This is a genomic window from Streptomyces sp. NPDC088252, assembly GCF_044740965.1.
In the GTDB taxonomy this organism is placed as follows: domain Bacteria; phylum Actinomycetota; class Actinomycetes; order Streptomycetales; family Streptomycetaceae; genus Streptomyces.
Map to the genome: position 1 here is coordinate 78,060 of NZ_JBIURS010000020.1, position 19,912 is coordinate 97,971.

The following is a 19,912-nucleotide window of genomic DNA, read 5'->3' on the forward strand; positions in this document are numbered from 1 at the left end:
CGATGACGGCCGACGATGTCGTCGGCCGTCTGGAGAGCGGCATGACGATCGGCATCGGTGGCTGGGGCTCGCGCCGCAAGCCGATGGCGCTGGTGCGCGCGCTGCTGCGCTCGGACCTCACCGACCTGACCGTGGTCTCGTACGGCGGCCCGGACGTCGGCCTGCTCGCGGCCGCGGGAAAGGTCCGCAAGCTGGTCGCGGCGTTCGGGACGCTCGACTCCATACCGCTCGAACCGCACTTCACCGCGGCCCGGCAGCGGGGCACGTTCGAGATGGTCGAGCTCGACGAGGCGATGCTGATGTGGGGCCTGACCGCCGGGGCTCACCGGCTGCCGTTCATGCCGGTACGGGCCGGTCTCGGATCGGACGTGCTGAAGGTCAACCCGTCGCTGCGCACCATCACCTCACCGTACGAGGACGGTGAGGAGCTGGTCGCGGCACCGGCCCTGCGTGTGGACGCGGCCCTGGTCCACCTCAACCGCGCCGACGCACAGGGCAACGGCCAGTACCTGGGCCCCGACCCGTACTTCGACGACCTGTTCTGCGAGGCCGCCGACCACGCGTACGTCTCCTGCGAGCGGATCGTCGACACGGCGGACCTGCTCAAGGAGCACGGACCGCAGACCCTCCTGGTCAAGCGCCTGTTCGTGGACGGCGTCGTCGAGACACCGAACGGCGCGCACTTCACGTCCTGCGTGCCCGACCACGAGCGCGACGAGGCCTTCCAGCGCGCCTACGTCCGAGCCGCCCGCGACCCCGAGGCGTGGCGGGCCTTCGACGAACGGTTCCTGTCCGGGGACGAAGCCGCGTACCAGGCCGCTGTGACGGCGTTCCACCAGGAGGAAGCATGAGCGCCACCGAGACCGGCACCCCGACGGCGACCCGCGCCGACTACTGCGTGGTGGCCTGCGCCGAGGCCTGGCGGAACGCCGGCGAGGTCCTCGCCAGCCCCATGGGCACCGTCCCGGCGATCGGGGCGCGTCTGGCGAAACTCACCTTCTCGCCCGACCTGCTGCTGACCGACGGCGAAGCGCTGCTCATGGGCGACGTGCCCGCGGTGGGGGTGGAGCCGGGGATCATCGAGGGCTGGCTGCCGTTCCGTCAGCACCTCGCACTCACCGCCACCGGCCGCCGGCACGTGATGATGGGCGCCAGCCAGCTCGACCGGTACGGCAACCAGAACATCTCCTGCATCGGCGACTGGGCCAGGCCCGTGCGACAGCTGCTCGGCGTGCGCGGCGCTCCCGGCAACACCCTGAACAATCCGACGAGTTACTGGGTGCCCAGGCATTCGGCGCGGGTGTTCGTCGAGCGCGTCGACATGGTCAGCGGCGTCGGGTACGACCGGGCCGCGGCGGCCGGCCCCTCCGCGACCCGCTACCACCGCATCCCCGACGTCATCAGCAATCTGGGCGTCTTCGACTTCGAGACCCCCGACCGTACGATGCGGCTGCGCTCCCTGCATCCCGGAGTCACCGTCGAGCAGGTCTCCGAGGCCACCGGATTCGCCCTCACGATCCCCGACGAGGTGCCCCTCACCCGCGAACCCACCGAGGCGGAACTGCGGCTGATCCGCGAGGTCATCGATCCGAAGGGGCAACGTGAGCGCGAGGTTCCGGCATGAGCGGGCCCGGGTCGATCCCCACCGCGCTCACCGCACTGACCGGGGTCCGGCATCCGATCGTGCAGACCGGGATGGGCTGGGTGGCCGGCCCTCGTCTCGTGTCCGCCGCCGCGAACGCGGGAGCCCTCGGGATTCTCGCCTCCGCCACGATGAGCGTCGAACGGCTGCGTTCTGCGGTCCGCGAGGTCCGGTCCCGTACGGACGCGCCGTTCGGCGTCAATCTGCGGGCGGACGCCGGGGACGCCGGCGAACGGGTACGGATCATCATCGACGAGGGGGTGCGGGTGGCGTCCTTCGCGCTCGCGCCGTCGCAGGAACTGATCGCCCGGCTGAAGGACGCGGGCGTCGTCGTCATCCCTTCCGTCGGGGCCCGGCGACACGCGGAGAAAGTGGCCGCGTGGGGTGCCGACGCGGTGATGGTGCAGGGCGGCGAGGGCGGCGGCCACACGGGGAACGTGGCCACCACGATACTGCTCCCCCAGGTCGTGGACGCCGTGGGCATCCCGGTGATCGCGGCCGGCGGCTTCCACGACGGCCGCGGTCTGGTCGCCGCGCTCGCCTACGGGGCGGCCGGGATCGGCATGGGCACGCGATTCCTGCTCACCTCCGACAGCACCGTCCCGGCGGCGGTGAAGGCGAAGTACCTGGCCGCCACGGTGAAGGACGTCACGGTCACGACCAAGGCGGACGGGCTGCCGCACCGCATGCTGCGCACCGAACTGGTCGACGCCCTGGAGCGTTCGGGGCGGGCGGCCTCGCTGTTGCGGGCGCTGCGCCATGCCTCGGCCCTCAGGAAGGAGTCCGGGGCGAGCTGGCCCCGGCTGGTCCGCGACGGACTGGCGATGAGGCACGGCAAGGACCTGACCTGGAGTCAGGTCCTCATGGCCGCCAACACCCCGATGCTTCTGAAGGCCTCGATGATCGACGGTCGCACCGATCTCGGGGTGATGGCCTCGGGGCAGGTGGCGGGCCTGATCGACGATCTGCCGTCCTGTGCGGAACTCGTCGACCGCATCGTGGCCGAGGCGCAGGCCACGCTGAAGACGCTCTCCGGGGCCGGTTGACGGTCTCCCGCGTACGCCGCCGGGGCGGTCCGGACGCCGGACCGCCCCGATCCGTGTGCAGGGGACGGCGACGGCCACCACCCGGTGCGCCCGTCCAGGGACAGCGCCCCGGTACATGGGGCGGCCGGGGCGTCAGGGGCGGATCTCCCTGGGCAGGCCGAGGACGCGCTCGGCGATGATGTTGCGCTGGATCTCGTTCGATCCGGCGTAGATGGTGTCGGAGCGGGAGAAGAGGAACAGCCGCTGCCAGTCGTCGAGTTCGTACGGTTCGCCGGCGGCGAGCATGCCGCCCGCACCGCGGACGCTCATGGCGAGTTCGCCGAGCTCCCGGTGCCAGGTGGCCCAGAAGATCTTGCCGATGGACGCTTCGGGTCCGGGTGCGCCCGCCGCCACGCCGTCGAGCATGCGCAGGGCGTTGCAGCGGATGGTCTCCAGTCCCGTCCAGGCCCTGGCGAGGCGGTCGCGGACCAGCGGATCGTCCGCGGCGCCGTTGCGTCCGGCCAGTTCGATGAGGGCTTCGAGTTCGCGCCGGAAGCCGACCTGCTGACCGAGGGTGGAGACACCGCGTTCGAAGCCGAGCGTGGCCATGGCGACGCGCCAGCCCTCGCCCGGGGCTCCGACGATGTGTTCGGCGCGTGTGCGGGCCCCGTCGAAGAAGACCTCGTTGAACTCGCTGGTGCCGGTCAACTGGGCGATCGGCCGGATCTCGACGCCGGGCTGGTCGAGCGGGACCAGGAGGTACGACAGGCCCTTGTGGCGGGACGAGCCGGGCTCGGTGCGGGCCACCACGAAGCACCACTGCGCCTCGTGGGCGAGTGACGTCCAGATCTTCTGTCCGGTGACCACCCAGGAGTCGCCGTCGCGCTCGGCCCTGGTCCGGACGTTCGCCAGGTCGGAACCGGCTTCGGGCTCGCTGTAGCCCTGGCACCACAGTTCCTCGGCCGCGACGATCGGCGGCAGGAAACGGGCCCGCTGCTCCGGCGTGCCGAAGGCCACCAGGGTCGGGCCCAGCAGTTGTTCGCCGATGTGGTTGACGCGGGCGGGCGCGTCGGCGAGGGCGTACTCCTCGTGGAAGGCGACCTGCTGCTCGATGCTCGCGCCCCGGCCGCCGTACTCCTCGGGCCAACCCACGCAGGTCCAGCCGGCTGCCGCCATGTGCCGCTCCCAGGCGAGCCGTTCGGCGAAGGCCTCGTGCTCGCGGCCCGGTCCGCCACGGCCTCGCAGACCCGCGAAGGGACCGGTGAGGTTGGCGACCAGCCAGCCGCGGATCTCGGTGCGGAACTCCTCGACGCTGCTCATGGGATTACGTTAATCTACCAAACACTTGTTAGGGAAGCGCGGAAGGCGCACAGGTCCGTCGGCTGCACCGCCGCGATCGGCCCGTCCCTGTGGGTCCGCAGGGCCCGCCCGCCGCGCGGCCGCCGGGACGCCCCGGCCGTCTGCCGGGCCCGTGTACTGGCCGCCCGACGCGCACGACAGTGCGTGCCACACCGAGGGGAGCAGCCCGATGCGGCTGACTGAGGAGCAGGAAGAACTGCGGTCGGCCGTACGGTCACTGCTGACCCGGTACGAAGGAGTTGAGGCCTGGCGGCCGTTGACCGAACAGATCGGCGTCGTCGGTCTCGCCGTGCCCGAGGAGTACGGCGGGGCGGGCGGCGGCGCCCGGGATGTCCATGTGCTGATGGAGGAACTGGGCCGGAGCCTGAGTCCGCTGCCGTTCCTCGGCTCGGCGGTACTCACGGTCGGCGCACTGCTCGCCACCGGCGACAAGGCGGCCTGCGGACGTCTGCTGCCGCGGCTTGCCGAAGGCGGCTCGGTGGGAACCCTGGCCTGGGCCGAGCAGGGGTCCTGGGAACCGGAGGCGGTACGCGCCGAGGCCGTGCCCGGACCCGGTGGAACCTGGCGCGTCACCGGGACGAAGGAGCACGTACTGGACTGGCCCCGGCTCGACGTGCTGCTCGTCGCGGCCCGTACGGCGGCCGGGGTCTCGCTCTTCGACGTGGCGGTGGACGCCGCCGGGGCGCACCGCGCACCCGTCGTCACCATGGACGGCACGCGGAGCCAGGCACAGTGGGTGCTGGACGGCGCCGAGGCGCAGCTGATCGGCGTGGACGGCGACGGCGGACGGAGCCTGGCGCAGGTACGGGACCTGGCCTGCGCGGCGCTCGCCGCGGAGCAGGTGGGCGCGGCCGGGCGCTGCCTCGAACTCACCGTCGCCTACGCCCGGGACCGCGTCCAGTTCGGCCGCCCCATCGGCTCGTTCCAGGCCGTCAAGCACCGGCTCGCGGACGCCTACGTCCTGGTGGAGTCGGCGCGTTCGGCGGCGCTCGGCGCCGCCTTCGCCGCCGACCAGGACCCCGGCGCGCTGCCACGGGCCGCCGCTGTCGCGAAGTCGGTCTGTTCCGAGGCGTTCTCGGCGGTGGCCGGCGAGATGATCCAGTTGCACGGCGGCATCGGCATCACCTGGGAGCACGACGCGCACCGCTACTTCAAGCGGGCGCACGGGGCGGGCGAACTGTTCGGTTCGGCCGCGCGGCACCGGGCACGGCTCGCCGCCGGGCTCGGGCTGGCCGCGAACTGACCACCGATCGGGCACACCCGGCAGAGAGGCCGTACATCATGGACATCGACAACCCGTTGGACTTCACGGGACGCGTGGTGCTCGTCACCGGCGGCACGAAGGGCATCGGTGCCGCCATCGCCGAGGCGTTCCTCGACGCAGGGGCGGACGTCGTCGTCTGCGGCCGCAACGCCCCTGACACGACGCCGGCGGTGCGGGGCCGGGCAGCGGTCTTCGTCTCCGCCGACGTACGCGACCCCGCGGCGGCGGTCCGGCTCGTCGACACGGCGCTGGAACGCTTCGGCCGCCTCGACGTGCTCGTCAACAACGCGGGCGGCTCCCCGGACGCCGACGCGGCCACCGTCTCGCCCCGTTTCGTGGAGAGGATCGTCGCGCTCAACCTGCTCGCGCCGTTCTACGTGGCGCAGGCGGCCCACCGCGTCATGAGGACCCAGCACGGCGGCGGTTCGGTCATCAACATCGGCAGCGTCTCCGCGCACGACCCGCAGCCCGGCACCGCCGCCTACACGGCCGCCAAGGCCGGACTGCTGGCCCTCACCAAGGCGCTTGCGCTGGAGTGGGCTCCCGAGGTGCGGGTCAACCACATCACCACCGGGCTGATCCGCACCGAGAGCGCGGCAGCCGTCTACGGCACGGACGGCGGGGCGTCGGTGGCGCGCGTCATCCCGATGGGACGGATGGCCGTCCCCCCGGACGTCGCCCGCGCCTGCCTGTTCCTGGCGAGCGGGCTGTCCGGATATGTCAACGGGGCGGATCTCGCGGTGCACGGCGGTGGGGAGTTCCCCGCCCGCCATCTCGCCGCGAAGTCGGCCGACGGGCAGGAGTGAACGGGTCGAGGACCCCGCCCGTGATCCGGCCCCCAAGAGGCCCTGGCACAGAGCACAGACGCTGAACGGACGAGGGGGGCGCTGCCGCGACATCAGGGGCATGGGTACGCCGCGGTCGGAGCGCAGGACCGGACGAAGGCCGCCTCCGCGTCCCGCGATGGCCCGGGTGAGCTATCCGCGCGGCGACAAACGCGGGCGCCTCGTGCTCAACCGGCGGCGCCTGTTCGGGCGTACCGGCCCGGGGTGATGCCCACGATTCGCTTGAAGTGCCGGGTGAGGTGGGACTGGTCGTAGAAGCCGGCAGCGGCCGCCGCCTCGCCCGGCGGCTGTCCGTCGAGGAGCAGACGACGGGCCAGGTCGACACGGCGGGATGTCACGTACTGGTGGGGTGCGATGCCGAAGGCGGCGCTGAACGCCCTCACGAGATGCGTGGGGTGGACGTGGAACAGACGGGCGGCCTCGGCCAGAGTGACGGCTTCGCGCAGTCGCTCGTCGAGGAGGTCACGCAGATCGTGGGCGACGCCGCGGTCGGGTCGCGGGCCGGCGACGGCCGACCCGGGGCGCAGGTGCTCGCGCAGGCGCTCGCCGATGAGGGCCAGACGGCTCTCCGCCTCGAACTCGTCGCCCCGGCCGGCGAGAGCTGTGTGCAGCTGCCCGACGCGTCTGCGCAGGACGCGATCGGCCAGGTCGGGGCTGTCCACGGCGGGATTGATGAAGCTTTTGTCCAGTTGCGACATGTCGAGATAGAGCACGCGCTTGCGAAAGCCGTGAGGGGTGGCGGGTGAGCCGTTGTGCGGGACCTCCGGCGGGAGCAGGCTCACGGTGTCGCCCGGAGTGGCGCGCTCATGGCGGGCCAGGTCGTAGCGGACCGCCCCGTCGTCGACGATCAGCAGGGTCCAGGAATCGTGGACGTGCATGGGGTACGCGTGCTCGGTGAAGTGGGCGTGGAAGACCTCCACGACACCCGCGACCGGCGGGCGCCAGGCGGAGACTTCCTGCCGTGGCATCACGCAAAGAACGTACAAGACCGAGCGGGCGCGAGCCCGGCAGTCTCAAAGCATGAGAACCAAGGATGAGACCGAGGCGGGGGTCCGCATCGTGACCGGTGCGGGATCCGAGGACGCGCCTGTCCGCTTCGACACCAAGATCGCCGTACTACTGCGCGACGACCTGGAGCCCTGGCAGCGGCTGAATGTGACCGCCTTCGTGGTCAGCGGGCTCGGCACCGTGTCACCGGAGGTGGTCGGCGGGCCGTACACGGACGCGGACGACACCACGTACCTGCCGATGTTCCGCCAGCCCGTGCTGGTCTTCCAGGGGCCGAAGGAGACGCTGACCACCGCGCACGCTCGTGCGCTGTCCCGCTCACTCCCGACAGCCGTGTTCACCTCGGAGCTGTTCGGCACGGGCAACGACCGGGACAACCGGGCGGCTGTGCGCACCGTGGGCAGGGATCGGCTCGATCTGGTGGGGATGGCCGTCTACGGGCCGCGCAACGCGGTGGACAAGGTCCTCAAGGGTGCGCGGATGCATCCCTGACCAACGCGCCCCGGTGTGAGCACCGTGCAGAGACAGGCACGCCCCCGCATCAGTGCGGGGGCCACTGTTCGGCATGTCCGCGGGCCGGAGCTCTGTCGGCGACAGCGGACGTGTACACACGAACGACAAAGAGTTGTCACACAACAACCGGAATGCGCGGTCGACCGCAGTTGGTTCGCACTGGCATGACCATTGGAGTAGCCCTCAACGCGACGGACGCCGCCAACCAGATCGATGCCACTGTGCAACTCGCGCACGAGGCTGCGGCTGCCGGGCTGCGGTCGGCCTGGTTCGGACAGACCTTCGGCGCGGACTCACCCCAGCTCGCAGCAGTCGTCGGGCGAGAAGTACCCGGTCTGCACGTGGGCACGTCGGCGATTCCGGTATTCGGCCGCCACCCCCTGCTGGTCTCCAGTCAGGCCCAGACCGCCCAGGCGGCCACACACGGCCGCTACCATCTCGGACTGGCGCTCGGCACCAAACTCCTGACCGAGGCGGGCTTCGGCATCCCCTTCGAACGGCCCATCGCGCGCCTGCGTGAGTTCCTCATCGCTCTGCGGCAGTTGACCGAGACCGGCACCGCCGACTTCCACGGAGAACTGCTCACCGCCACTACACCGATTCCCGCGCGTGTGCCGGGCGCCGAGAACGGTGTGCCGTTGCTCGTCGCCGCCATGGGCCCCCAGGCCTTGCGCGCCAGCGGTGAGCTGGCGGATGGGATCCTGCCCTATCTCGCCGGGCCGCGTGCCCTGAGCGAACACATCGTTCCGGCTGTCACCGCGGCTGCAGAGGCCGCCGGCCGGCCCGCGCCCCGGATCGTCGCGCTGGTGCACGGAGTGGTCACCGACGACGTCGAATCCGTACGCGAGAAGGCCACCGAACAGCTCGCCTTCTACGAGCAGATCCCGTCCTACGCACGTGTCATCGAACTCTCCGGCGCCCTGCGGGCCTCCGATGTCGCGGTGATCGGTGACGAGAAGGCGGTCTCCGCCGAGGTGCGACGGTACCGGGATGCCGGGGCGACGGAGGTGGTGTTCTCGGGCACCGAGATCGCCGGGGCCACCGATCGGCGCCGTACCTGGGATCTCCTTGGAGGGCTGGCCGGTTGAGTGTCGGCGGGTGGTGGTAGGCGGGTCTTCGAAGCAGCACGGGCGAAGCGCAGGACGGTGTTCTGACTCATCCGCTCGCACTCCCGGTCAAGGGGCTTCGGACAGGCGCTGGACCGCCCGCCGGCGTGGGGCCTCGTCGTCCGGGACGTCCGGGGAAGGGAAGTGGAACGGCACTCCGAGATGGTGGGCCAAGGCCTGCCCTGCCCTGCCCTGCCTGCTGCGGTTCCCGGCGCGGGCCCGCCAGTGCGGCACTGGACGGTCGCCAGATGCGCTTCCCCGGATGGGTCGTCCATGACCGCTGCCAGGAGCACGAACCAGTCGTGAACGGTGTCGCCGCCCCAGAGGGCCTCGACCGCGGCCACCCGGCCCGGGTGGGTGACAGCACGGGCTGCGAGCGAGGGGACATCGAGCGGATCGGGCTGCGTGCGCCGCACGCGGTCGCCGAAGACCTCGTAGCGCGCGTGGACCACTTGTTCCGCCTCGCGCAGACCCAGCCCCAGCGGACGCAGCGCTCGCCAAACGGCCTTGACCGCCATGAGCGTGCGGTCGCGCAGCACGTTCTCGTCGACCTCCCGGCGGGTCCGGTCCTCCAGGTAGTTCCACCACCCGCTCACCGGGCCGCCAGGGATTGCGTGAAGTGCGTCATGGGCCGACCGTACCTCCACCGCGGAACGGCCCCGTCAGCCCGCGAGGAAGGCGGGGTGCTGTCGGACCGCGGGCTCTGGCACACATTCTGTGGCCGGGTGTCAGTGGTGGGCAGAACCATCACCGTTTTCTGCTCAGGCAGGCTGTTGGGCAAGGCGGTCACGCCGTCGCGGCGCAGAACTGGTGAGCGCCGCGCAGCGTGGTGCTGAGATTCCGCTGGGTCGCCTCGCTGTCGAGGCGTACGTCGGGGGCCCCGGGAAGCACGCTGTCCACCCGGAGGGGCGGAGGCGCGGAACAGGCCGACTACACCGTCACCGCCGAAGGCACGGACGCCGCGTTCTGCGTCGAGGTCCACGCCATGAAACGCAGGTTGCCCACGGGCTACGAATCCGTCGCCATCTCCGTCGGCGACGGCGCGTGCCGTGACGCAGATACCTGTTGTCCGAGTCTGTTGCACATGGTTCACCGGGCGCGCACGGGGTGGTCAGTCTCCGGGGCGCGATCCAGCCGATACAGACAGCCGGCGTAATGGCGTACTGGCGTATTGGCGGGACCGGAGGACTGTTGTACTGCTCACCGGCTGGTGCGACGGGTCCCTTCGACAACCGACCGGCATCGAGCGCCCTCGCGGTGGTGTCGCACCACGTGCCGCCGAGGCAGTCCCGGCGGCGCTGTTCGGGATCGAAGAGATGACCGATCACGACCCGCCGCAGGCACACCTGGACGGCGGAAGTCACGCCTGGACGGCCACGAAGCGATCGCTCGATTCACCGTGGAGGCGCCCCGGAGGAAGCCTACGACCGTATACGAGCAGAAGCAGGTCCTGCGCGGCGCCGGACAGCGGCGTCCCGGCACCGAAGGACCAGTCGAGGTCGTCGGCGCGGAGTTCGATGCCTTGAAGGTCGGCTCCGAAGAACTTGAGGGTCCTGGCGTCGACGCTCTCCAGAAGGATGCACAGACGGTCTTCGGGCACCCGGCGACCGAGGCCCAGCGCCACCGTGATGTCCAGACCGTGGATCACGTCATGACCCAGGGCCGCCACGAACCCGCCGACCGGCGGCGTCCAGGGGTGAACCGCGTTGTCCCTGAGCAGTGCGGCGAGTTCACGCGTCGAATGAGTGGCCGCGTCCTTGCGCGCGCATCGATCGGTCATCCGGTGGATGTTGCCTCGCGCTTGAGCGAGTTCCCGCGCCATCCTGGGCAACGAGTACCGGAACCCCAGCGACATATGGGCCGCGACTTCCCGTACACGCCAACCCGCGCACAGGGTCGGCGCGTCCCATTCCTCCTCCGACAGCCCGTCCAGCACGGCCGCCAACTCCTGGCGTTCAGCAGCAATCGCCGCTCTGATCTCCGCAGTCGGTCGCTGGTATGTCGCTCTCCTCATGGCATCAAGGGTCACGGCAGCCCCGCCACAAGTCCAAGAGTTTGCATGTCTCGCAGCTAGCATCACCAGTTATGGACATTCGGCAGCTGCGGTATTTCGTCACAGTGGTGGAGGAAGCAGGCTTCACCCGCGCCGCCGCCCGCCTGCATCTGGCACAGCCGGGGGTGAGCGCCCAGATCCGGCAACTCGAAAGGGAACTCGGCCAGCCGCTGCTGGACCGCTCCGCCCGGTCGGTGACCCCGACGGAAGTGGGTGAGGCCGTACTCCCGTACGCGCGGGCAGCGCTCACCGCAGTCGAAGCGATACGGCAGACCGTGGACGATTTCACGGGGCTGCTCCGCGGTCACGTCCACGTCGGCCTCGTCTCGGGTGCCGGCGCGGCCGCCCACGAGTTCGACCTGGCCTCCGTCCTGGCAGGCTTCCACGATGACCACCCACAGGTGGAGATCGTCCTGACCGAGGACACGTCGCAGCGTATGCTCGCCGCTCTGAACCGCGGGCACCTGGACATCGCCGTCATCGGGCTGACGGACGAGGAACCCCCACCGGGCATCTCCCTCCAGGTCGTGGTGGACGAACCCCTGGTCGCCGCCGTTCCCCCGGACCATCCGGCCATCATGCACGAGGGACGCACGAGCATTCCGCTGGCCGAACTCCGGGATCGTCCACTGATCAGCCTGCCGCGCGGCACGGGCGTCCGAGGGGTACTCGACCGGGCCTGCGCGCAGGCCGGGTTCCAGCCTCGCATCGCCTTCGAGGCAGCTGCCCCACTGTTCCTTGCCGAGCTCGCCGCCCGCGGTCTCGGTGTGGCGGTGGTTCCGGCGCTCCGGTGCGACGCAGCGTCAGCCTTCGGACTACGGACGCTGGAGATCACCGAACCACGGCTACGCGGCCGGATCGCCCTGGCCTGGCGGACGGACGGCCCTTCCGGCCCTGCTGCCGCAGCCTTCCTGGACCTGCTGCGTGCGACTCTCGCCCAAGAGGCCGCAGACGCGGCTGCCGTCGGGGCGGCCGTGCCCCGGCAGGCCGGATCGAGCAGGCCGAACACCCGCCGGAGTCAGCGCGCACACGGACAACGCCAGGAGAGACGGTAGTGGGAAGCGGCGCCCACGCTCGGCACGGGGATCGGGAATGCGGACGAACTCGGCCAACGGCGCGGCGACTTCCTCGCCGTGGGCTCGGTCCGGCTCCGGACGCGGGCTGCTGACGGCGCAGCGGCGGGCGTGGGAGGGCCCGACGAACGGACACGGCATCCTTGCCGATCGTGAAGCTTCGACACCTCCGTGATCACAAGGGGTCGTGACCACTTGCTTCCCGTGCTCCTGCCCCCACTGATCATCGTGGGCCGGGGCAACCTGCCTGAATTTCGGGGCCCGGCTAAGGGGTGTCCCGTAATCCGTGGTGGATCAGTGCGCGGCGTCGGATGCGGTGCATCGCAAGGCGGAGGGACGTCCGCATACTGGATGTATGCGGACTTTCCGACAACGCGGCGAGGTGCCGTAGCTGTCGTCGCGCGCCCGCCAGGGATTACGGGACACCCCTTAGGCCGTGTTTCGAATGTGCTGGTCGCCGGCGCGACACCATCGGCGGACGACCCGAAATCGCGTGCGATCTTCGCCCGGTCATGCTGAGATCAATCGCTATGAATGATCATTTCCTCAATGAAGCCGACTTGATGGACCGGATGGAACGCAACCTGGCGGAACATGCCTGTCACCTGCATCGAAGCATGACTGGTGCGGCCGTCACAGAGGCTGGTGACCTCCTGGTCGCCGACAGCGGCCTGGACGACGACACTTTCAACATCGTTGCCGCGGCCCGCTTCACCGCTACAACCGCCCCGGCACGTATCACCGAGACCGCTCGGACGCTGGCTCGCACTGGCCGGCGTTTCTCCTGGTGGGTGGGGCCCGTCTCGACGCCACCGGACCTCACCGCCCGCCTGACGGCGGCCGGTCTGTCGGCGTCCGAACACGAGACGGCCATGTGGGCGGAGCTGGACGACACCCTGCCACTGCCCGCCGCCCAAGGACTGGACATCCAGACGGTGGCCACGCCCGAACAGCTTGCCGACTACGCCGCGGTTCTCGCCGCGAACTGGGACCCGCCCGCTGACACCGTCCGCCGCTTCTTCGCCCAGGCCGCCCCGCGAGCACTGGCCGCGCACTGCCCGGCCCGTTACCTGGTCGGCTACGTGGAGGGCCGTCCGGTCTGTTCGGCTGAGGTGTTTCATCACGCGGGGGTCGCCGGTATCTACAACATCTCCACCCTGGCCGCCCACCGCCGACGTGGCTACGGCGGGGCCATCACGCTCGCGGCACTCCGCACGGCCCGCGACCGAGACCATCGCATCGCGGTCTTGCAGGCGTCAGCCGACGGCGAGCCCGTCTACCGCCGCCTGGGTTTCCGCTCCTGCGGCCAGTTCACCGAACACGTCATCAACCCCTGAACCGCTCGACCTTCACAAGCCCACTGCCCACTTCTTCACAACAGCGCTGGCACAGCCACTCGTTGATGGCCGCTACGAGGACGGTCGCCTCGTAGCGGACCGCAAGTCCGTCGTAGCGAGTTGCCACGGCACGGTGCCTTTTGAGGCGACTACGCACTCGACCGCGTGCCAAGGCTTGTAGTCCTCAGCGTCGAACTCGGGTGGCCGACCGCCGCGAGAGCCGAGCTTCTTGCGGTTGTGGGTCTGGTCGACCTTCTCCGGGATGGTGCAGGGGATGCCGCGTCGGCGCAGGTAGGCGCGACTCTTGCGGGAGGTGTCGCTGCCAGCGGCGGAAGAGGTCGTGCACCCGGGCCCAGGGCCCGTACCGCTCCGGGACGTCCCGCCGTGGGACGCCGGTGCGGGTGCAAAACCGTATGCCGTCGATCAGCTGCCGCCCGGCCCATATCGACGGACGGCCCGGCTTCTTGCCCTTGGACAGCAACGTCTCCAGGCAGCCCCACTGCGTATCCGTCAGATCTCCACGGTCCACGGAACGAGATCACCCCACTCAAGATCCACTTCCGATACACCGCCTAGCAGGGCTCGCCTGCCGTTCCATGAGGAGGGCGCCCGGCGTCAGGAGCGGCTGAGTTCGTGGCCCATTCGGTGAGGGCGGTGAGGGCGTCCACGGGGTGTCTGGCACGGATCCGGATCCTTCGGTAGCGGTCGCCCTGCACCGGAAACTGCGGGGATCGGTCCCATCTGCGGGCGAAGCGCCAGATCCAGGTGCCGTGGTGAAGCCTTCGGACCGAGGCGAACCCGTGGTCGCCGCGCAGCCGTACTTCCACGTTCAGCGGCTCGCGGAACGGAGTCAGCTCGGTCGTGTCGTAGCCGATGCGGAAGCTGACCTCGGCATCCTTCCAGTCCAGCCGATCGACTTCCGCGATTCGCTCGCGCGCGATCCGGGCGCCTTTACGGAGGAACACGGGGTCATGGATGACCAGGGCGCCCTTCTCCAGGGTGAGCCGGGGTCTGGACAGCAGAGCCCTGACGGTCTGCACCTGAGCCGGAACGGTTGCGAAGGACGCCGCACCGGCTGCCACAGCCATCGAGGTGCCCAGCACGTCAGGCTGCCCCGTGACGGCGTCCCATCCGATGGTGAGGGCCGCCGACGGCAGGCCCAGCCCCCACGGAAGCACGGCGAACATCGCGAGTACGGCCCGCCAACGTGATCGGACAAGCGCGATGTCCATGACCGGCGATACTAAGGGTTGTCGGGAGAAAGGGCATCAGACCTGTGGAACCACTGGGTCCGATGCCCTCAAAGGGTCACGGGAAGGAACCCCGGACCGATACCGCCGAGGGGGTCAGTCCCCGGTGTTGGTGGCCCAGACCGGGCGCCTGTCCGCGTTGTAGACGACTACGTTGCCGTCGTCCTGGATGGCGAGGTAAGCGCCCTTGCGCCAGGTGCCGGAGGCCCACAGAGGCTTGCCGCCGCGGTCGTACAGGACGAAGTTCCCGTCTTCCTGCATGACCGCGTGGTCACCGTTGGGATAGGCACCAGGGGCCTGCCACACCGGGCGGCCGTCCTTGTACAGGACGAAATTCCCGTCCTGCTGCACCCGCAGGATGGCCCGGCCGTTGCCCGAGGTCCAGGCCTGGTTCTTCTGCAGCGTCGCCCTCGGGTAGATCAACGTGTCGGACGTGGGGCGCGCACCGGAGACCTGAGCGTGGCGGGCCCCGGCCGGTGCGGTCACCGAGGCCTGAGCGGTGCCTGCCAGCATTCCGCCGACCGCGAGTACCGCGGTCGCGACGGCGAGGGACGGGAAGATACGGAGTTTCATCGATGTCCTTTACGGGATCGGGGTGCCCTGCTTTCAGGGTCACGCCTTGAAGCTGCCACAAATCCATCGAAGAAAACTCATTCCGAGAAATCAAGAATTAGTCAGGATTACTGAAATCCATATCGACACGAGAAGAATCTTGTTTCACCGAAAACCATCTCCCGAGCCAATGAAAATATCCACCACAAGCGCAATGCGACTGCCGCACGAATCCCGGCACGCCGCAGGTCCGCACCCGTGTGACGTCGGCCGATGCCCGGCCGGTGCGATCGACACAGCCGCCCGGCGCTCCGTCTGCACGGCCGCAGCGCATCGAATGGTAATCAACTACGACATTCTGCATGCGGAGTCTCGCCCCGCGCCGCTGCGCCGGTGCCGCTCCGGGACCCTCGCCATGACACATATCGGATTCGCCTCACAAAACCGAGCACATTTACGGTGGCCACCGGTGCACGGACGTGGTGAGGACGTGCAGCGGACGACGAGCGACCACGCCATGCCTCGCCACCCGTGTCCGCCGCGGGTCAGTACGCCTCCGCTGCCGGCCACGCGCGTGGGTACGGCACACGCAGCGACTCCGGTGCGACCGGGGCGTGTTCGGCGGCCGCGTGGAGCCGTCCGTCGCGCAGGACGACGGCGCCGCTGCGGAGCATCGTGGCGGTCAACTCGGCGGCGAGCGCCTGGGGCGTGCGATCCAGGAGCCGTGCCGCGTCGGTCAGCCAGGCCCGCGCGTGCAGGTAGGGCTCCACCTCGTCCGCCAGGACGCCGCCGCGGATCATCAGGGCGAACGCGAAGATCCGCCTGGCTCCGTACCAGACCGCCCCGTCCGGGTCGTCCACGAGACGTCGGGCGCGGCGCAGGGCGGTGGCGAACGCCGCGCCGGGATCCGCCGGGACGGGCCCGTGCGAAGGGAGCAGCACGCGCGGGGAGAGTTCGGCCATCCGCTTCAAGGAGGCGAGCGCCGTCGTGGCGGCGTCGAGACCGTCGAGGGCGAGGTTCACCCAGCCGACGTCGTAGTCCGACAGCGCGTCCCCGACCACCAGCAGGCGCTCCTCCGGTTGCCACAGCGCCAGATGCCCGGGAGTGTGCCCGGGAGTGCGGATGACCTCCCAGTCGGCATCCCCGAGCCGGAGGATCTGTCCGTCGTCGAGCGGTACGTCGACCGTGTACGGGGCGACCGGCTGGTCGAGGTACTCGGCCGCGCAACAGCCCGGGTCCCTGCGGGAGATCGCCTCCGCCTCGGGTGCTCCGGCGGCGATACCAGCGCCCCTCGCCTGGAGAAGGGCGTTGCCGCCGACGTGGTCGGAGTGCCAGTGCGTGTTCACGACCAGGTGGACGTCCCCGGCGTGCGCACGGGCCCAGTCGGCCGTCTCCTCGGCGTGGCCGACGAACCCGCTGTCGACCAGGACCGGTTGGCGTCCCGGCAACAGAAGTGTGTTGGCGTCGGGGAACGGCCTCTGCCACCAGGTCACCCAGGACGGCAACGACGGCTGCGGGCTCACGGAGCGGCCCTGTTCACGCGTATGAGCGTCTGCTGCCCGTTGGCGACAAGTTTCCGCTGTCCGTCCTGGACTCCGAACACCTCCAGTTGACACACGGTCAGGGTGCGTCCGGACTTCAGGACGGTCCCGACGGCCTCTATGTGGTCGCCGACGGCGGGCGCCAGCAGGTTGATCTTGTACTCGACGGTGAGCACATCGGTGTTCTCGGGGAACAGCGTGAAGGCGGCGTAGCCGCCGGCGCTGTCCGCGACGGCACTGGTGGCGCCGGCGTGGAAGTAGCCGTTCTGCTGGGTGACTTCGGGACGGCTCGGGAGCGTGATGTGCACACGTCCGGGTCCGATGTGGGTCATCCGCGCACCGAGGTGCCCCATGAGCCCCTGGCGGTCGAAACTGGACCGGATCCGGGCCTGTGCCTCGGGGCTCGCCTGTTCCTGCTGCGCCTGGTCTTCCACATGCTCTCCTTCGACGGACATCACGGTCTGTGAACGCGGTGAGACGGGGTCGGTCAACCGGCCGAGCTTTCCACCAGCACGTGCCCCGCCGGTGACGATCATCATGGCACCGAAGGCCCGGGCAGCCGCGCGGTCCTTCAGCACCCGATCCGTGCTCGGAACCGTCGGACGCGGCGCCGCCGACCCGGTCGGTGAGGCCAGGGATCCGGACCGGCCGCTCCTGCTACGCAGTCGGGAGGCCGAGCCCCGAGGCAACCGTTCTGTGCGTCGGACTCGGTGAGGTCGGTGAAGGGCTCACAGTTCTTGAGCGGCGCCAAGGTGAGCGCGGCCGACTTCAGTCGCGTCCCTGAGGTGTCGGTGCCGGTCCTGTCCCAGCCAACGGTCTTCGCGGTCTTCCCGAAGGAGTACAGGGCCGAGTCTCTCGGACCCGCCACCGGAAGCCGCGCGTACGGCATCGACGAAGAGAGCGCGATGACCGCCACGTCGTAGGTGAGTGTGCTCTGAACGAACTTCGGGTGGACCTTCGCCGAGGCGACGTGCCGGGCTGTCCCCTTGGTGCTGCCCATGTCGGTTCGCCCACCCATGACCAGCAGGTCGAGGGGCGCAGCGGCGTCCTTGATGCAGTGGGCGGCGGTGAGCACCTTTGTTTCCCGACGCGGGACGGGGCGACGCGCCGCTGGTGACGCGTCACCTCCTCCCCGACCGCCTCACACGTCTCGGCGGCACCGACGCCCGGCCCCGGTCCGAATTGCCGAGCGCCCAGCCGGGCAGGCCACGCGCGGGGAGGCGGGCGGGGGCGTCATCGCGCGCAGCCCTCCGAGCACGTGGGCCCGCGCGGTGAGCCCGTGGACCGCACAGGGAAGCTCGCGGCAGCCGGAATCGGCCGATGGCGGCTCTCTCGCCCTCGGCAGTCGTCTCCCCGCCCGCGCGTCGCATCTGCCTAGTGCAGCCTCCAGTGGAACTTGCCGCCACCCACCCACCGGATCAGGCCCGGGTCGTCGAGGTCATGGACGGTGATTCCTGCGGCTGCGGCGGTGAGCAGCACGTCCGTCACCGATGTGGCCTCGCTGACGACCTCGCCATCGATCTCCACCAGGCGAAAGGGCGGATCGCCGGGCTGCACGCCGAGCACGACGATCCTGGGCGTCGAGATATAAGGGCTCCCACTTTCAGTCATGCATAGATCGGTTCCACGCCGTGGTCGGCGGTAAGCCCGCCAGCAGGATGGGTGACGCGGCACCGCGCGGCCTCCCCGCGGCGACCCCGGCGCCGGCCGGGAGCGCCCTCTGAGTGGGGTTGTCGAGTCGCTCGCCTGACTGCAGCAGCCCGGCGCGCGTAGCGAACCCGCCACCGCAAAGCTGTGGGCATACGCGCTCCCGCCGTCCTCTCAGCGAAAGAAGAAGAAGGTTTCCCTGTGCGTTTGTATCGAATAGCGTTGTGGGTCGCGACTCCTATGGCGGTTCCTCTGTTGGCTGCGCCCCCAGGGGCAGCGACGGCCGGTGGTGCCGGCAGGACGACGCCGGAGGGCCCTCTCGCCGTGTGGCGGGCCGGGACGGTTCCGGAGGGGGCGGCTGTCGGTCCCTCCCGGCCGTTCCCGGCCCTCGGAGCGGCTTCCGTGGCATTCCCCCGTGCGGCACCGCAGCCCGCCATCGTGTCGCGTACGCGGTGGCGGGCGGACGAGACCAAACGCGACCCCCATGCCCACTATGCGGAAGGGGTGAGAGCGGTCTTCATCCATCACACCGACACACCCAACGACTACGACTGCGCCGACGTCCCGCGTACATTGCGCAATCTCTACACGGGCCAGACCCGTGACCGGAGATGGGGAGACCTCGGCTACAACTTCCTCGTCGACAAGTGCGGCACCATCTACGAAGGTCGCGCCGGTGGTGCCGATCGACCCGTCATCGGCTCCCACACCCTCGGGTTCAACCAGGGCACGGCGGGAATCGCCGCGATCGGCACATTCGGGCCGGGGACGCCCGTGCCGGCGGCCATGGAGCACGCGATCGCTGCCCTCGCCGCCTGGAAGCTCGGCTTGAGCGGCGTCGACCCCACCGGCAAGGTGCGACTCACATCCACCAACGACGAGAGCCGCTACGCCAGGGGAACTTCAGCGGAGTTCGACGCCATCTCAGGACATCGCGACGGCTTTGCCACCAACTGTCCCGGGGAAGCGCTGTTCGCGCGGCTCCCCGCGATCCGGGACATTGCTGCCGGCCTGCAGGGTAGGTCTCTTCGAGCACGCTCGGGTACCGGCCTGCCCGCGAACCTACGGAGCGTTCATCACGACGGTCACTGACGACCATCACGTCGTGGTGCGGCCCGAGCGCGGGTCCGAGCCCTGCGCAGCGGCGTGAGAACCGAGGTCCGATTCGCAGGAGAAGGCGGAGCAGACGTGCACGGGCCGCATGTTCACCCGGGTGGCGGGCGATGACCTCGTACGCACGCCGTTCGTACGCACCGGTCTCCCACATCCCATCGGATGCCTGCCGCAGGAACAGGAAATCCGTGGGAGTGGGGACCGGTGCGTGAACACCCTCGATGCGGCAGTGGCCGTCGGCCCCCTCTGCCGCGCTCAACGCCGCGCGGTTCCCGGCGTTCCACGCTGACGCTACGCGCCGACGGGCGTGAGGCAGGGGGCCCTCCAGCAGCCACTCGGCGTTCAGCCGCTGCCCCTGCCCCGGATCGACTTCCGCCTCAGATGTGTTGAGGCACTGCGGCGACAGCGCACGCTCTGCGTACGAGTCACCGGCGGGCGCCAGGCAGCCGTTGTACTCAGAAGCGAATCGGTCCGGGCTCCGGCCCCGGCCCCGGCACAGCTTGGCCGGCTCCTTGCCGATCCGGCCGGGACGGAGCGTGGCTTCCGGACGCGCCACTCCCACTCGGGCCCGTCGCAGCCTTACG

General features: G+C 70.1%; 20 protein-coding genes. 10 read left to right on the forward strand and 10 right to left on the reverse strand.

Annotated elements, in window-relative coordinates; translation table 11 throughout:
• The first annotated feature begins 2 nt into the window (after positions 1 to 2).
• The 3 genes from ACIOHC_RS32085 to ACIOHC_RS32095 are packed head-to-tail and all read left to right on the forward strand — an operon-like array spanning position 3 to position 2,688.
• Positions 3 to 851, forward strand: coding sequence for a CoA-transferase (locus ACIOHC_RS32085; RefSeq protein WP_351081342.1), 849 nt, complete (start codon positions 3 to 5; stop codon positions 849 to 851).
• On the forward strand, positions 848 to 1,624 hold the full coding sequence (locus tag ACIOHC_RS32090) for a CoA-transferase subunit beta (protein ID WP_401845035.1): 777 nt from the start codon (positions 848 to 850) through the stop codon (positions 1,622 to 1,624). Before ACIOHC_RS32085 ends, ACIOHC_RS32090 begins: the two co-directional genes overlap by 4 nt.
• Positions 1,621 to 2,688 carry a nitronate monooxygenase gene (locus tag ACIOHC_RS32095; RefSeq protein WP_351081302.1) on the forward strand — a complete coding sequence of 356 codons (1,068 nt, stop codon included), beginning with the start codon at positions 1,621 to 1,623 and terminating at the stop codon, positions 2,686 to 2,688. Before ACIOHC_RS32090 ends, ACIOHC_RS32095 begins: the two co-directional genes overlap by 4 nt.
• A gap of 132 nt (positions 2,689 to 2,820) precedes the next feature.
• Here ACIOHC_RS32095 and ACIOHC_RS32100 read toward each other — a convergent pair whose 3' ends face one another.
• Complete coding sequence (locus ACIOHC_RS32100) at positions 2,821 to 3,987, reverse strand: acyl-CoA dehydrogenase family protein (protein ID WP_401845038.1); 1,167 nt, start codon at positions 3,985 to 3,987, stop codon at positions 2,821 to 2,823.
• 208 nt (positions 3,988 to 4,195) lie between these two features.
• On the opposite strand from ACIOHC_RS32100, the gene ACIOHC_RS32105 reads away from it, so the two are divergent.
• Positions 4,196 to 5,269, forward strand: a complete 1,074-nt coding sequence (locus tag ACIOHC_RS32105) for an acyl-CoA dehydrogenase family protein (protein WP_351081306.1) — start codon at positions 4,196 to 4,198, stop codon at positions 5,267 to 5,269.
• A gap of 38 nt (positions 5,270 to 5,307) precedes the next feature.
• Positions 5,308 to 6,096: an SDR family oxidoreductase gene (locus ACIOHC_RS32110; RefSeq protein ID WP_401845039.1), complete on the forward strand. Its 789-nt coding sequence runs from the start codon at positions 5,308 to 5,310 to the stop codon at positions 6,094 to 6,096.
• A gap of 206 nt (positions 6,097 to 6,302) precedes the next feature.
• On the opposite strand, the gene ACIOHC_RS32115 is transcribed toward ACIOHC_RS32110, so the two are convergent.
• The gene (locus ACIOHC_RS32115) at positions 6,303 to 7,103 is read right to left on the reverse strand and encodes an AraC family transcriptional regulator (RefSeq protein WP_351081310.1); all 801 of its coding nucleotides are present in this window, start codon (positions 7,101 to 7,103) and stop codon (positions 6,303 to 6,305) included.
• Between the two features lie 52 nt (positions 7,104 to 7,155).
• On the opposite strand from ACIOHC_RS32115, the gene ACIOHC_RS32120 reads away from it, so the two are divergent.
• Together ACIOHC_RS32120 and ACIOHC_RS32125 are read left to right on the forward strand one after the other, a co-directional pair.
• Positions 7,156 to 7,635 carry a DUF2000 domain-containing protein gene (locus ACIOHC_RS32120; protein WP_351081312.1) on the forward strand — a complete coding sequence of 160 codons (480 nt, stop codon included), beginning with the start codon at positions 7,156 to 7,158 and terminating at the stop codon, positions 7,633 to 7,635.
• A 185-nt stretch (positions 7,636 to 7,820) separates the two neighbouring features.
• Entirely contained in the window at positions 7,821 to 8,744 is a 924-nt protein-coding gene (locus ACIOHC_RS32125; protein ID WP_351081314.1) for an LLM class F420-dependent oxidoreductase, read from the forward strand.
• Positions 8,745 to 10,122: 1,378 nt separating this feature from the next.
• Here the strand turns inward: ACIOHC_RS32125 and ACIOHC_RS32130 are convergent.
• Positions 10,123 to 10,776 (reverse strand): maleylpyruvate isomerase family mycothiol-dependent enzyme, encoded by a 654-nt coding sequence (locus ACIOHC_RS32130; RefSeq protein ID WP_351081318.1) that lies wholly within the window; start codon positions 10,774 to 10,776, stop codon positions 10,123 to 10,125.
• Positions 10,777 to 10,847: 71 nt separating this feature from the next.
• On the opposite strand from ACIOHC_RS32130, the gene ACIOHC_RS32135 reads away from it, so the two are divergent.
• Positions 10,848 to 11,870, forward strand: a complete 1,023-nt coding sequence (locus ACIOHC_RS32135) for a LysR substrate-binding domain-containing protein (protein ID WP_351081320.1) — start codon at positions 10,848 to 10,850, stop codon at positions 11,868 to 11,870.
• A 590-nt stretch (positions 11,871 to 12,460) separates the two neighbouring features.
• Entirely contained in the window at positions 12,461 to 13,225 is a 765-nt protein-coding gene (locus ACIOHC_RS32140) for a GNAT family N-acetyltransferase (RefSeq protein WP_351081344.1), read from the forward strand.
• A gap of 184 nt (positions 13,226 to 13,409) precedes the next feature.
• Here the strand turns inward: ACIOHC_RS32140 and ACIOHC_RS32145 are convergent, their stop codons facing one another.
• The 7 genes from ACIOHC_RS32145 to ACIOHC_RS32175 form a co-directional block, all read right to left on the reverse strand.
• Positions 13,410 to 13,754: a transposase gene (locus ACIOHC_RS32145; RefSeq protein WP_401845042.1), complete on the reverse strand. Its 345-nt coding sequence runs from the start codon at positions 13,752 to 13,754 to the stop codon at positions 13,410 to 13,412.
• Between the two features lie 43 nt (positions 13,755 to 13,797).
• Positions 13,798 to 14,457 (reverse strand): hypothetical protein, encoded by a 660-nt coding sequence (locus ACIOHC_RS32150; RefSeq protein WP_365691911.1) that lies wholly within the window; start codon positions 14,455 to 14,457, stop codon positions 13,798 to 13,800.
• A 114-nt stretch (positions 14,458 to 14,571) separates the two neighbouring features.
• Positions 14,572 to 15,048: a hypothetical protein gene (locus tag ACIOHC_RS32155; RefSeq protein ID WP_401845044.1), complete on the reverse strand. Its 477-nt coding sequence runs from the start codon at positions 15,046 to 15,048 to the stop codon at positions 14,572 to 14,574.
• A 524-nt stretch (positions 15,049 to 15,572) separates the two neighbouring features.
• Positions 15,573 to 16,550: an MBL fold metallo-hydrolase gene (locus ACIOHC_RS32160; RefSeq protein ID WP_351081326.1), complete on the reverse strand. Its 978-nt coding sequence runs from the start codon at positions 16,548 to 16,550 to the stop codon at positions 15,573 to 15,575.
• Complete coding sequence (locus tag ACIOHC_RS32165; protein WP_351081328.1) at positions 16,547 to 17,002, reverse strand: PaaI family thioesterase; 456 nt, start codon at positions 17,000 to 17,002, stop codon at positions 16,547 to 16,549. The genes ACIOHC_RS32160 and ACIOHC_RS32165 overlap by 4 nt, the downstream gene beginning before the upstream one ends.
• A 137-nt stretch (positions 17,003 to 17,139) precedes the next feature.
• Positions 17,140 to 17,643 carry a trypsin-like serine protease gene (locus ACIOHC_RS32170; protein WP_351081330.1) on the reverse strand — a complete coding sequence of 168 codons (504 nt, stop codon included), beginning with the start codon at positions 17,641 to 17,643 and terminating at the stop codon, positions 17,140 to 17,142.
• Between the two features lie 299 nt (positions 17,644 to 17,942).
• Positions 17,943 to 18,179 carry a hypothetical protein gene (locus tag ACIOHC_RS32175; protein WP_351081332.1) on the reverse strand — a complete coding sequence of 79 codons (237 nt, stop codon included), beginning with the start codon at positions 18,177 to 18,179 and terminating at the stop codon, positions 17,943 to 17,945.
• Positions 18,180 to 18,617: 438 nt separating this feature from the next.
• On the opposite strand from ACIOHC_RS32175, the gene ACIOHC_RS32180 reads away from it, so the two are divergent.
• Positions 18,618 to 19,307: a peptidoglycan recognition protein gene (locus ACIOHC_RS32180; protein ID WP_351081334.1), complete on the forward strand. Its 690-nt coding sequence runs from the start codon at positions 18,618 to 18,620 to the stop codon at positions 19,305 to 19,307.
• The last annotated feature ends 605 nt before the right edge of the window (positions 19,308 to 19,912 follow it).